This window comes from Vibrio sp. 10N.222.55.C6, from assembly GCF_041473395.1.
In the GTDB taxonomy this organism is placed as follows: domain Bacteria; phylum Pseudomonadota; class Gammaproteobacteria; order Enterobacterales; family Vibrionaceae; genus Vibrio; species Vibrio crassostreae_C.
On record NZ_JBFRSD010000039.1, the window covers coordinates 1 to 12,892 of the forward strand.

The following is a 12,892-nucleotide window of genomic DNA, read 5'->3' on the forward strand; positions in this document are numbered from 1 at the left end:
GGGATAAACAACAAGATAAAGCTAATCAAGCGAATGGGGTATGGGTATCGAGATACCGACTACTTCTTCTTGAAGATAAAAGCGGCTTTCCCCGGAAAGCCGCGATGAACCTAAAATAATCGGAACAACTAGCCAGCTTAGAAGAACGATAAACCTGATGTTCTATCGCTATTAACTATTAGAAGATCTATCGATCATTATCAGCATCGAACAATATCGTATAAGTAGAGTGACTGATCGCCCCCCTCCCCCTGAATGTTAAACGATGCAATAGAGTTGCTATATTTGATGGATCAAGGCCTTCAAACTAGAGTTTAGGCTGACCAAAAGATCAGGCAATATCCTCGTATTCGATCCCTCTGCCGCTAAACCCCACTATGCTACTCATTATAAAGTCACTGAGCACTCCAGCCAAGAATGCCATAAAGGTTGCCCTAGCATTTTGTTTAGCTATCTACCTTGCGTTGTATTTTAACCTTGAGAAGCCTTACTGGGCGGCTATCGTGGTCAATATATTGGCCATCACTGATACTATTACTGCTGGCAAGAAAAAAGGCATTCTCAGATTGTTGGGGACGCTTTGTGGCGCGTTTGTTGGGCTTTGGTTAATCGCTGTTTTTGGGCAAGATCGATATTATTTTTTAGCAAACATCGCACTGTTACTCGCAATTTGTATATACATGGGTTCCGATCCGGTCATCGGCTATGCTTACATTACGGCATTTATTGTCTGCATCCTGCTGGCGATATCTGGCAGCTTTGATGGTGTAGCTACATTTAATATTGCGGTACTAAGGCTGCAAGAAACCCTGCTTGGCTTCGTGGTCTATACGACCATCTATAGCGTGGTTTGGCCTGAGGATGATGACACACGCTTTAACAACGAAGTCAGTGTTGTTTTAGAGGCGATGTCTCCCCTCATTCATTCACTCGCTTACAATGACTCAGCGCAGCGTTTCCAGTTACACACGAGCTGCGAGTTAAATATTGAAAGCCCGACCTTCAAAGCGCTGAACGATCTGATGCGCCTGCCCGATTTGCATGGCCGTATGCCTGCCAGAAAGCAGTGGAAGCATCAACAGCAAACTCAAGCAATCTGGGTTGCCAAACAGTTACTGCAAAACGCCCATGATCAAGGGGTTGATCACAATGATTTTTCGATACTTAACCAGGCTATGGCTTTTATTGAAGCATCATCGGTTAATGTCGATTACAAGCCCCCTTTTCCAGAGACAGTCAAACAATTCTACCAGGGTAACTTTAAGAAAAAGCGCTTATTTGCCCGATTACTTGACAACAGCCAGCAACGATTAAGCAATACGTTAGTCGGCACAATGAGCTTCATCTCAGCAATTCTAGTCTGGATATATCTACCAATATCATCGGGAAGTCTGTTCATCATTAACAGTGCCATTTGCGCCTTGATATTAAGCAACATGCCTAGGCAAATGATAAAGCACTGGACCATTGGCTACTTAGCCTTTGGGTCACTGTTCCTCATTCAGTATGTTCTGCTGTTACCTTCGATGACCGAAGTATGGCAATTAATGGCATTTTACTTTGTTAATGTCTTTATGGTGTATCGCCTGTTCGCTGGTAATCAGTGGATGGTCTATCGAGTTCTCGGGGGCAACCTATTAGTAATGATTACCATGAGCGCAACGCAACTTGTGCCTGTTTATGACGTCACTACCCCTTTGAACCTACTCATTTATATGATGGTTGCACTGGCTTTCATCCGCTTTTACACCCGCTTAATACACCGTAAAAGTTAACCACTATAACCTCACACAAAGACCACTAAGGCATAAAGTAATGAAAATGAGTAAATGCTCTGCGCTTGTCGTTATCGACCTGCAACAAGGTATCGTTGATCAATTACCGGAAACCGTGTCCCGACCGATCATAGAGAACAGCCTTGCTCTCTGCGATGCATTTGATGATGCTGATTTACCCGTAATTATTGTTAATGTAGCCGGTCGTCCACAAGGCCGAACGGAACTGCAAAATAAAGCGGCTCAGCCTGACGCATCAAAGATCGTATGGGGAGAGGTCATCGAAAGCCTGCGCCTAAACCCTAATTATCGCTATCTAACCAAATATTCCTGGGGTGCATTTACCAACACAGATTTGCAGAAGCAGCTTTGTGAGCAAGGTATTACGGATATTTATCTGACCGGGGTAGCAACAAGTATTGGGGTCGAATCAACGGCTAGACAAGCATTTGAACTGGGTTATAACGTGGTGATTGTCGAAGATGCGATTGCAGATATGAACCCGATGAACCACCAGCACAGCTGCCAAAATATATTCCCAAAACTCAGTGTTTTAGCAAAAGCTCAAGACTTGCTATAACTGTCTCGTCCTAAAATACGTTGACCGTATTTTCATTAAACAATAAAAAGCCGACAGCGAATTAAGCTGTCGGCTGATGATCGTTCTATCTCAAGTACATTCTATCTCAAACAAGAGAAATAGGATTAAGCGTTAGCTTCACGCTCAGCGATGAACTCAAGAGCCATCTTGATACGAGCGATTACGCGCTCTTTACCAACAAGCTCCATCACTGCATCAACAGAAGGAGACTGACCGCCGCCTGTTACTGCTACGCGAAGTGGCATACCGATTTTACCCATGCCGATCTCTAGCTCTTCACATACTGCTGCAATCACACCATCTTTGATGTTTGCAGTAGTGAAATCGTCAAGCGCTTCAACCTTAGCAAGAGCAAGCTCGAGTGGGCCTTTAGCAACACCACGTAGGTGCTTCTTCGCTGCGCCAGCTTCAAACTCAGAGAAATCTTCGTAGAAGTAACGAGATTGCTCAGCAAGTTCGATAAGCGTGTTACAACGCTCGCCAACTAGCTTGATCACTTCAGTGATAGCCGGACCGTTTGTTGTATCGATCTTCTGTGCATCTAGGTGCCATTGCAGGTATTTAGCAACGTACTCAGGCTCAGAAGTCTTGATGTAGTGGTTGTTCAACCAAAGTAGCTTATCAGTGTTGAATGCAGAAGCAGACTTGCTGATTGCTTTAAGGCTGAAGAACTCAATCATCTCTTCTTGAGAGAAGATCTCTTGGTCACCGTGAGACCAACCTAAACGAACTAGGTAGTTGTTCAGTGCATTTGGTAGGTAACCTTCATCGCGGTATTGCATTACAGAAACAGCACCGTGACGCTTAGAAAGCTTCGCACCGTCATCACCAAGAATCATTGCACAGTGAGCGAAAGTTGGAACTGGCGCGCCTAGTGCTTCGTAGATGTTGATTTGACGAGGTGTGTTGTTGATGTGATCTTCACCACGAACAACGTGTGTAATACCCATATCCCAGTCATCCACTACAACTACGAAGTTGTATGTTGGTGCACCGTCTGTACGACGAATGATTAGGTCATCAAGTTGGCTGTTTGCGATTTCAATGCGACCACGGATTTGGTCATCAAATACTACGCTGCCTTCTTTAGGGTTACGGAAACGGATAACGCATGCATCACCTTCTTTTGCTGCTTCGTTTGCTGCAACAATTTTAGGGTGGTTAGCATCGTAACGAGCCATCTCTTTGTTTTCTTCTTGCTCTGCACGAATTTCATCAAGCAGTTCTTTAGACGCGTAGCATTTGAATGCTTTGTCTTCAGCAAGTAGCTTATCAACCATTTCGTTGTAACGGTCAAAACGCTTAGATTGGTAGTAAGGACCTTCATCCCATTCCATACCCATCCATTGCATGCCTTCTAGAATTGCATCAACCGCTTCTTGAGAGTTACGCTCAAGGTCTGTGTCTTCGATACGTAGAACGAATTCACCGCCTTGGTTTTTAGCGAATAGCCAAGAGTAAAGTGCAGTACGTGCACCACCAACGTGAAGATAGCCAGTTGGGCTAGGAGCAAAACGAGTTTTAACCGTCATTTAAATACCTTGATTATGTAGGTGATTCTTTTAGTGGGGTCTAATACAAAGTCTGTAATAGCCAAATATCACTAAATTTTGGGCGCTATTTTATCACCACCGCTTAAATCTACAATCAGTAGTGAATGATTAATGCGCGGATCTTGTGCGAAAGCCACTGTAGAAAGGCCAAATTCAGCTTCGATGTAGCAAATCTATAGTCTGAGCCAATAAATTATAGCCACGCTTTTCTTTAACTCCCGCTTATTTCACCAGCGTACCCCACCCATTAATATGCCACTAATATCAAATTCTTGAATTTATGTTTGACCTTACCCTTACGGAAAGGTTTATGTTAGGCGTAGATGAGAATTGGAGTATCGATATGAACCATTACACAACTGCGCTCAACGGCCTAAATTGCATGGGTTGTGCGAAGAAAGTTCGCACACTGTTTGGCGAACTCGACAATACGACGATCAATGATATATCGCCGACATACATCGATATTTCGACTCCTTTTAGTTACGTTCAACTCAACGAAAAGTTAGCGACGCTTGGTTATAGCATGGGCAATAAACTACACCTTTCGTTATCCGGTCTTAGCTGCGGTAAGTGCGTGAGCAAGCTGACTCAAGCACTTGAACACACCGAGCAAATCTCAGACCTAGAAATCAGCAAACATGAATTGTCCTTGGTTACTCTGCTTTCAGAACCCGATCTTATTGAGCTGATCGAAAGCGTGGGTTATCACGCGGCTCCCTACACTGAAGTTAATGAGCCTTTATCTAATTCAGATTCAGAAGACGATAAAAAAACAGCGCCAGTGGAGCCGACACAAGATAAACCTGCTGCTAGCCAATATACCTATCACCTGGTTCTTGAGGGAATGACGTGTGCGAGTTGTGTTTCTTCGGTAGAGAAAGCACTGAAAAAGAATGAGTTTGTCGACCAAGCTCAGATCAACCTTGCCGAACAAACTGCCTTGGTTTTCACCTCTCAAACAAGAGACATCATTGAAAACGCTCTAATAGAATCGGTGAAAGCTGCTGGTTATGGCGCTGAGTTTGTCGACGATGCAGCGACTCAACAGCAAAAACAACAAGAACAGCAACTTCGTACTCAACAAGCCTTCCTTAGAAACTCAGTAAGCGCGTTGGTAATCGGTGCGCCGCTGATGGCATGGGGTGTGTTCGGTGGCAGCATGACCATTGCCACATTTAACGATCAACTGGCTTGGGGCTTGGTTGGTGTCGTTTGTTTGATACTGCTTGCCACTTCAGGTCGTAGCTTCTTCACCAATGCTTGGCAATCACTGATGCACAAGCGCGCGACCATGGATACGTTAGTTGCTTTGGGTACAGGCGCAGCATGGTTCTACTCCATGCTAGTTGTGTTGATTCCATCATGGTTCCCTGAGGCCTCTCGCCATGTCTACTTTGAGGCGAGTGCGATGATCGTTGGTCTAATTTCTTTGGGCCACTACATTGAAGCCAAAGCCAAAGCTCGCACCACAAAATCACTACAAGCTTTGATTAACCTACAACCTCAAAAAGCGGTGGTGATTGTCGATGGCAAAGAACAAACTATTGCTGTAGAAGCTATCCAAATAGGCATGCAAGTACGCGTCAAACCGGGTGAGAAAGTGCCAGTTGATGGTGTTGTGGTATCGGGTGAGTCTTACATCGATGAATCCATGTTGACCGGTGAACCACTTCCCAACGTTAAATCGATGAGTGATGGCGTTTCAGCGGGCACTATTAATGGTGATGGCAGCTTAGTTATTGAAGCGACAGGAATTGGCTCAAGCACTATGTTGGCACGCATCATTCAAATGGTTCGCCAAGCACAAAGCAGCAAACCTGCGATTGCGAAACTAGCCGACTCTATTTCTGCCGTGTTCGTACCCGTTGTGGTCGCGATCGCAGCTGTTGCCGCCCTAGTTTGGTTTTTTGTTGGCCCACAACCAAGTGCAAGTTATATGCTTGTGGTATCGACTACCGTGCTGATCATCGCTTGTCCGTGTGCCTTAGGCCTAGCGACTCCGCTTTCTATTACCGTCGGCGTAGGTAAAGCCGCTGAGCTTGGTGTTCTAATCAAAGACGCCGATGTGTTGCAATCAGCCAGCAAAATCGATGCTGTCGTGTTTGATAAAACAGGCACTCTAACCCAAGGCAAACCAAGCGTTCAGCAGGCGTTTTATCACAACCTATCAGAACAAGAACTGCTGGCTTACGCCTATTCGGTTGAAGTCGGTTCAGAACACCCACTTGCGAAAGCCGTTTGTCAGTATGCCGAAAACCTAGAAGTTTCAGCACTCCCACACAGCGACTTTGAAAACCGCCGAGGCCTTGGAGTACAAGCCAACATTAACGGAAAACACGTCCAAGTCGGCTCTCTTAAATACCTAACCCAACTTGGTATTGATACTCAAATAGGCCGTGACTTTATCGAACTTTGCCGTACACAAGCATGGACGCCAATCTTCGTAGTCATCGACCAAAAACTGGTAGGCATATTAGGCATTTCAGACGCATTAAAAATAGATAGCACACAAGCCATTGCTCAACTAAAATCCGCCGGAATTCACACTGTGCTATTAACGGGCGACAACGACTCTGTAGCTCAAGCGATAGGTAAAAACGTCGGTATCGACGAAGTGATTTCAGAAGTGCTTCCAGAGCAGAAAGCTCAACACATTGTTCAGCTGCAACAGCAATATAAGAGTGTTGCCATGGTCGGAGACGGTATTAACGACGCGCCTGCACTTGCTCAAGCAGATATAGGCATAGCAATGGGCAGTGGCAGTGATGTCGCGATTGAAAGTGCGCAAATGACGCTACTCAACTCATCGCCATTATCAGTAAGCAACGCGATCGAGCTATCTCAAGCGACCGTGAGAAATATGAAGCAAAACCTATTTGGTGCCTTCATCTACAACTCGCTTGGTATTCCTATCGCGGCCGGTGTGCTTTACCCATTTTTCGGATTTCTGCTTAGTCCAGTAGTTGCAGGGGCAGCGATGGCGATGTCGTCAATTACTGTAGTAAGCAATGCCAACAGGCTGAGATTGTTCAAACCAACTCATTCTAATATTAATAAAAACCATATTCATGAGGTTAACCATGATTCGTAAAATTATGACTCTTACTGCACTCGCTGCAATCTCAGGACAAGCTTTAGCTACTGATGTTCTAAACCACAAATCTCCATACTGCGGCTGCTGCACAGAATGGACTGAACATATGCGAGATGCTGGGTTCGATGTTACTGAGAAGCTCCACGATGATATGAACCCAATCAAGCAGAAACTAGGGATAACACAAGAGCTAGCCTCTTGCCACACTGCAGAGATCGACGGATACGTATTTGAAGGACACATTCCAGCAGATGACATTAAAGCCTTTCTAGAAAACCCACCACGTAATGCGATTGGTTTAGCGGTTCCGGGTATGCCAATGGGTTCGCCAGGCATGGAATATGGCGATAAGAAAGACGAGTATTCTGTGTATGCGTTTAATGAAAAAGGTCAGGTGTTTGAATACCGTCACTACAACGGGAAATAGAACCTAAACAGACCAACACACAGCAATAAAAAGAAGTCATAAAAATAGAGCCTAGCATTCAGTAAACCCAAGACTGTGGTTTACTTGCTAGGCTCTTTGCTTTTGGACAGTAAAGCAAATCTTGTCGCGGCACCAACCGGGCTGTTAGTACCGCTATGTTCCCCTCGCTAATTAGCTAGCAAGCTATTTAGCAAAAAGCTATTTAGCGAAGAAGCTCACTCGGCTAATAATCTAATAGACTAAGCAACCAAGCGAATCAGCTTAGAAGCCGTAAGAAGCACCGAATACGAATGCGTTGTTCTGCTTAGAATCGCCGTTTGCGAAATCTACACCGTTAGCTTGGCTACGGAATTCAAAGTAAGGTTGAACACCTTGACGAGTCCATGTTGCACGTAACTCGTGGTCCATCGCTTCAGCATCAATCATGTATACGTTGTTGTAGCTAAGCGCTAGGTCAGCATTCACTGTGTAAGCAATGCGGTTATCCATGCGGTAGTCTGTGTCAGCATTAGCTGAAGTATCATCGATGTGTGCACGAGTACGGTTACTAATAGAGATGCCGTTGTCGAAGTTGTAACCGATCTTAACTAGTGGACGGAACTGAATGCTTTCGCCTGCAGAGAATAGGTGTTGGTAACCCGCAGCAACCCATAGGTTGTCAGTGATGTTGAAAGATTGCTCACCACCTACAGTGATGCCTGGAGTAGTATTACCTGCACCGCCATTTTCAGATTCAAGTTTGCCCAGTTGGATACCATCAAACTCAGAATAAACCGTGAAGCCGCCTAGAGAGTTGTCAAACGTGTGACCAGCTTCTAGCGTAGAAGTCATGTCAGAACCGTGGATACGGCCATCGTCATGAATTTGGATGTTACCCGTTACGTAAGAAGAACCAGCAAAAGCACTAGAAGCGAAAGCAAGAGAAAGAGCACTTAGAGCGATAATTTTTTTCATAGTAAACTGCCTTAGTTTAATTTTTTCAGCGGCACATCTTCGGTACATCATTCACCTTCACCGCTTGAGTAGTTGGTAGCCTCCCTGGCATGAAATCTATGTTGCTCGAATTAATTCGCGTTTAAAAATAAAAGGGGCAGCAGAGTGATCCCTCTCACTATCAAAAAAAGACAAGTTATTTAAAACTTTAAAATCAACAACTTAAAAAAATAAAAATTGATAAAAAACTTAAGATGGAAAAATATACAGATCGGGATCACGTTATTTCACGAAGAAAAATTAGATCTAGATAGTTGAATCACATCTGATTTAGAGTTTTTTACAGGGGGCTTATTTTTTGAAGAGAATAATGAGAAGCGCGTCACTTTTGGGATTAAAGTCACCTTATGTGCATTGTTGATGATATGACCAAAGGCGATTTCTATATGTTTCAGTTTTGGATATGCACCTAATTCGCAGTAAACAAAAAGAGCTCCCGTTTTATCTTGAATAAGATAAAGGTCAGGAGCTCTTCTACTAATAGTGCTTATCGATTATTTAACTGAGGTCACTCGACTTACTTTCTCACCACTTTCTGAAATAGAGCGGATGTAAGTCTCACCAGAAACTGATGGACGTTGTTGCTCATCGTATGTTAGCCAGTTTTCGCCATCAGCAGAGTATTGCAGCTCTACACCTGGGAATTGAACGTTCATCGCTAGCTTACCGTCAACAACCTTCGCACCTGGAACTGGTAGTCGGTAATCAATACCCGCTTTTTCTAGCTTAGCTAGCTCACGTTGACCAAGAATATTCGCGAAGCGATTAAAGTCGCTGTTCAACGCTTGCTTATTCACTAAGTTAGTTTCTTGAGAGTATTCAACACCAACCTTGTAGTCGTTTTCCCAATCTGCTCGGTGCCATGCGCGCTCTGCTGCTGCCAATACGCGAGGGAACACCATGTATTCATACTGCTCGTCAGTACGTACTGTTTCTGACCAAAGTTGAGCTGACAGACCGTAGAAAGGTTTCGCTTCAACCTCACCTTTACCAGTAAAACCATTGCCATCACGGTCTAATGATGTTTCTGCGTTTTGTGGCATGTTTTCTGGTGCGAAGCCAAACATCTTACGAGTATCGGTTGCACGTGTTGCCCAGTAGTAACCACGCTCAGCTGCATCAACTTCGTATGGCATATCCATGTATACGTAGTCTGGGTTAGAGACAATCACGTCATACCCTTTTGCTGACCAATCGTATACTGATGAAGTTCCGCCCCAGTAAAGAACGTCCCAGAAGTTCACGCGTGTACTTTCGGTCGCAAATGCTTCCTCGCCTTCGCTGTATTTCAGACCATCTTGCCATGCTTGGAAGTGGGGAATACCCTTCTCAGCAACAATCTTAGAAACCTGTTCTGCGAAGTGGCTTGGTAGATGACCGAAATCGCTTACAGTACCATCAGCGATCAATGACTGACATTGTGGTGATTGTTGGAACGGCTTATCTTGCTTAGACAAATCGATGTTGCCTTTCCAAGCCACTTTATCTTCTGCATTAATATCTTGTAAGCCTGCGCCTAACTTGATGTTTTTCGCTTCATCGCCGCCGAAGTGCCAAGTCGTTAGCGGTACGCCCGCTTCTTGGTGCATTGCCGCCACTTCAGAGATTACTTTATCGACGAAGTGAGTTGATGACTCCATACATGGGTTAATGAAGCTTTGCTTATCGTAGAACTGAACCGTGGTTACATTCGATGTATCTTGCGGATCCATCAAGCGGTATTCGTTCGCTTCTGCTTCTTTGCCTTCCGCCATGAGACGAGTGTAACGCGCTTCCATTGATACCACAGCTGAACGAGCGTGTGCTGGCATATCAATTTCAGGGATAACTTCGATGCTGCGCGCTTTAGCGTAGCTTAGGATCTCGACGTAATCCGCTTTACTAAAGAAACCAGAGCCAAAGTTGTCTGTTGTTGGACCAGAACCTAGCTGAGGCAGTAAGCAGCTTTGTTCATCCAAATCAAAACAACGATTAGACCCTACATCCGTTAGCTCTGGTAAACCTGGAATTTCTAAACGCCAACCTTCATCATCCGTTAGGTGAAGGTGCAGTTTATTCATCTTGTATGCCGCCATTTGATCTAGCGTTGCTAGGATGGCATCTTTTGAGTGGAAGTTTCGAGCAACGTCCACCATCACACCACGATAATCAAAGCGCGGCGCATCTTTAATTGACAGTTGTGGTAATGATTCAGCGTTCTGACTATCTATTAGGCCAAAAATAGACTGAACTGCGTAGAAAGCACCCGTTTTATCAAACGCTTTAATTGCAATCCCCTCTTCCGAGATGCTTAGTTCATAAGCGCCAGATTTTGCTAAATCACCCGTAAACTGAGTAGGAACAACGGCAACACTTACAGGAAGGTCACCACTCACATCTACGTTTACCACATCTGCACGTTCTTCAATTGCAGCGAACTGATCAGCGTCGAATGCGTCGTTTGGTAAAGCAATACCACCAGCAATACTTACAGAACCTTCACCCGCTTCTACCGACATTGGCGTTGGCAATAGCGTTGTTGATACATCTTGAGTTGCTAGATCAGCATTTTTTTCAAAACGCGTCACCGCTGTCGCCATTACGTTATTATCATCAGGCGTACGCTTAAGGTTATTACCCTCTAGACCAGTTACGAACGATGCAACATCTTCTGTATTCAATGATGCAATCATCTTAGGTTCTGCGTTTGGCGCCGTCACGAATGCACCTGGCATAAAGTCAGTTTCAAACAGTTGCCAGTATTCACTCGTTAACGGAAGAACCACTTCTTCACCAGCCGCAAAGCCGTCAAATTTTTCAGTAGGTTCTAGCTTGTGAAGGTCACCAGTAACGCGAGTGATCTTAAATTGCTCATTATCAACATCTAAAATAAGACGAATACTGTGGAAGTAGATGCTCCAATCTTTAGAGTCAATCGCTTCACCGTCATTGGTTAGCGTCATGTTCACTTTATTACATGACGCCCATTCAGCACCTAGGTCCTGACAAGCCAAGCCTTCATTCGCACCATGATTAGTTAGAATTTCGTACTGAACATCAAGATTATCAGCCAGTGCATTCACTACTTTTTGTTCTGGTGCTTGCGTTACTGCACAACCTGTTAGGCCAGCCAATACCGCTACAGATAGTAAGTTTCTCTTCAACATCGTATTCACCCATAAATTAAAAATTGAGTAAGAAGCAAAATGGAGCGCTTCGAAAGTTAGATAAACTATATGGGCTTATTTTTTACCGTGAATTAAATCGAGCTAATAAAGTGATCGGCTTCAAATCTCAAAAATATTGATAAATTTAATTTAAATAAAATCATCAAGTTACAAGCAACGGCACTTCCGTCATTTTAATTTTGACGTAAAATTTGAGAAATGAATCACAATCTTTTTTACCGATTTCATAAAATCGTGTCATTGGTAGTCAGAAAGGATTTAGAGTTTCAGCGTATTGTTATACTTTTCGTACAAACAACGTGACATTGTTCTCAAAAAAAACCGTTAAAAAACACCGTCAAAATCGATTTTAACGAGTTTAATACTTCCTTAAGGAGCTCCCTTTGCGTCCACTCTGGTACATGGTTTTATTCGTTCTCGCTTTTTCAGCTAGGCAAGCGGTCGCCGAGCCCCTTTATTGGCAAGCACAAAAGGATGATCTGACACTCACTATCTTAGGTTCAGTGCACGTTGGAGACGAGAGTATGTACCCCCTTCCTTCGGCGATCACCGACGCGCTAAAAAACAGTGATGGCTTAATTATCGAAACGGATATCAGAAAGTCTGATGGCGTTGTATATCCCCGCAACAAACTCACGACTGCCGATGTACTCAATACAGAACAGCTGCAATTATTAACCGACATATCAAAATCATTGGGCATGCCGACGCAACAACTGCTTCGCTCACCGCCTTGGGCAACTTCTCTCTCCATACAAATGCAGCAGTTAAAAAACCTTGGTTATGGCTCCGCCAGCGGCGTTGATGCGACGCTAGCGAACAAAGCGACTACCCAAGATGTTCCGGTTATCAGTTTGGAGCCTCTGCAATTCCAAATAGACCTGATGACAAAACAAAAGGACGACGGTAAAGAGTGGTTAGTCAGTAGCCTTGAAGAATTTGACCAAACTGATCGCGTGGTTCATTGCCTGATTGAAAGCTGGAAAGCGGGTGATTTAGCGAAGCTGGAAGCCTTCTCAGAACTGTCAGAGATGTCGCCTGAACTTGAGAAAGCATTCTTAACCGATCGCAACATAGACTGGGCAAACAAACTATCCTCCAATGATTGGAAGCTTAAGACTAAAGGGAACTACATGATAGTAGTTGGTACCTTGCACCTAATTGGAGAAGGTAACCTTATACAGTTATTAGAAAAGAAAGGCTTCAGTGTCATTCAGCAATCACAAAGCCAATCAGCCCAATGTCAATTTGAGACTAGCTAAAAAAGCTAACGATGCTC

At 44.2% G+C, this 12,892-nt stretch carries 9 protein-coding genes; 6 read left to right on the top strand and 3 right to left on the bottom strand.

Going from position 1 to position 12,892, the window contains the following annotated elements:
* From AB4486_RS20385 to AB4486_RS20395, 3 genes are all read left to right on the top strand, one after another.
* The coding region (locus tag AB4486_RS20385) for a transposase (RefSeq protein WP_136977434.1) at window positions 1-108 on the top strand (108 nt) is incomplete at its 5' end.
* 269 nt (window positions 109-377) lie between these two features.
* Window positions 378-1,775: an FUSC family protein gene (locus AB4486_RS20390; protein WP_372098204.1), complete on the top strand. Its 1,398-nt coding sequence runs from the start codon at window positions 378-380 to the stop codon at window positions 1,773-1,775.
* Window positions 1,776-1,821: 46 nt separating this feature from the next.
* Entirely contained in the window at window positions 1,822-2,355 is a 534-nt protein-coding gene (locus AB4486_RS20395) for an isochorismatase family cysteine hydrolase (protein WP_240698162.1), read from the top strand.
* A gap of 125 nt (window positions 2,356-2,480) precedes the next feature.
* Here the strand turns inward: AB4486_RS20395 and gltX are convergent, their stop codons facing one another.
* Window positions 2,481-3,908: a glutamate--tRNA ligase gene (gltX, locus tag AB4486_RS20400; RefSeq protein ID WP_372118407.1), complete on the bottom strand. Its 1,428-nt coding sequence runs from the start codon at window positions 3,906-3,908 to the stop codon at window positions 2,481-2,483.
* A gap of 331 nt (window positions 3,909-4,239) precedes the next feature.
* On the opposite strand from gltX, the gene AB4486_RS20405 reads away from it, so the two are divergent.
* Both AB4486_RS20405 and AB4486_RS20410 read left to right on the top strand, forming a co-directional pair.
* Entirely contained in the window at window positions 4,240-7,023 is a 2,784-nt protein-coding gene (locus AB4486_RS20405) for a copper-translocating P-type ATPase (RefSeq protein ID WP_372118410.1), read from the top strand.
* On the top strand, window positions 7,013-7,453 hold the full coding sequence (locus tag AB4486_RS20410; RefSeq protein WP_017064149.1) for a DUF411 domain-containing protein: 441 nt from the start codon (window positions 7,013-7,015) through the stop codon (window positions 7,451-7,453). The genes AB4486_RS20405 and AB4486_RS20410 overlap by 11 nt, the downstream gene beginning before the upstream one ends.
* A 261-nt stretch (window positions 7,454-7,714) precedes the next feature.
* Here the strand turns inward: AB4486_RS20410 and AB4486_RS20415 are convergent, their stop codons facing one another.
* Together AB4486_RS20415 and AB4486_RS20420 are read right to left on the bottom strand one after the other, a co-directional pair.
* Window positions 7,715-8,407, bottom strand: coding sequence for an oligogalacturonate-specific porin KdgM family protein (locus AB4486_RS20415; RefSeq protein ID WP_017064150.1), 693 nt, complete (start codon window positions 8,405-8,407; stop codon window positions 7,715-7,717).
* 533 nt (window positions 8,408-8,940) lie between these two features.
* Window positions 8,941-11,592 carry a beta-N-acetylhexosaminidase gene (locus tag AB4486_RS20420; RefSeq protein WP_372118412.1) on the bottom strand — a complete coding sequence of 884 codons (2,652 nt, stop codon included), beginning with the start codon at window positions 11,590-11,592 and terminating at the stop codon, window positions 8,941-8,943.
* Window positions 11,593-11,996: 404 nt separating this feature from the next.
* On the opposite strand from AB4486_RS20420, the gene AB4486_RS20425 reads away from it, so the two are divergent.
* Window positions 11,997-12,875 (top strand): TraB/GumN family protein, encoded by an 879-nt coding sequence (locus tag AB4486_RS20425; protein WP_029235194.1) that lies wholly within the window; start codon window positions 11,997-11,999, stop codon window positions 12,873-12,875.
* The last annotated feature ends 17 nt before the right edge of the window (window positions 12,876-12,892 follow it).

Bases quoted from the DNA above. Each gene is read 5' to 3' on its own strand.
- AB4486_RS20405 (WP_372118410.1), top strand. From the start codon at position 4,240: ATGTTAGGCGTAGATGAGAATTGGAGTATCGATATGAACCATTACACA.
- AB4486_RS20395 (WP_240698162.1), top strand. From the start codon at position 1,822: ATGAGTAAATGCTCTGCGCTTGTCGTTATCGACCTGCAACAAGGTATC.
- AB4486_RS20390 (WP_372098204.1), top strand. From the start codon at position 378: ATGCTACTCATTATAAAGTCACTGAGCACTCCAGCCAAGAATGCCATA.
- AB4486_RS20420 (WP_372118412.1), bottom strand. From the start codon at position 11,592: ATGTTGAAGAGAAACTTACTATCTGTAGCGGTATTGGCTGGCCTAACA.
- AB4486_RS20415 (WP_017064150.1), bottom strand. From the start codon at position 8,407: ATGAAAAAAATTATCGCTCTAAGTGCTCTTTCTCTTGCTTTCGCTTCT.
- AB4486_RS20410 (WP_017064149.1), top strand. From the start codon at position 7,013: ATGATTCGTAAAATTATGACTCTTACTGCACTCGCTGCAATCTCAGGA.
- gltX (WP_372118407.1), bottom strand. From the start codon at position 3,908: ATGACGGTTAAAACTCGTTTTGCTCCTAGCCCAACTGGCTATCTTCAC.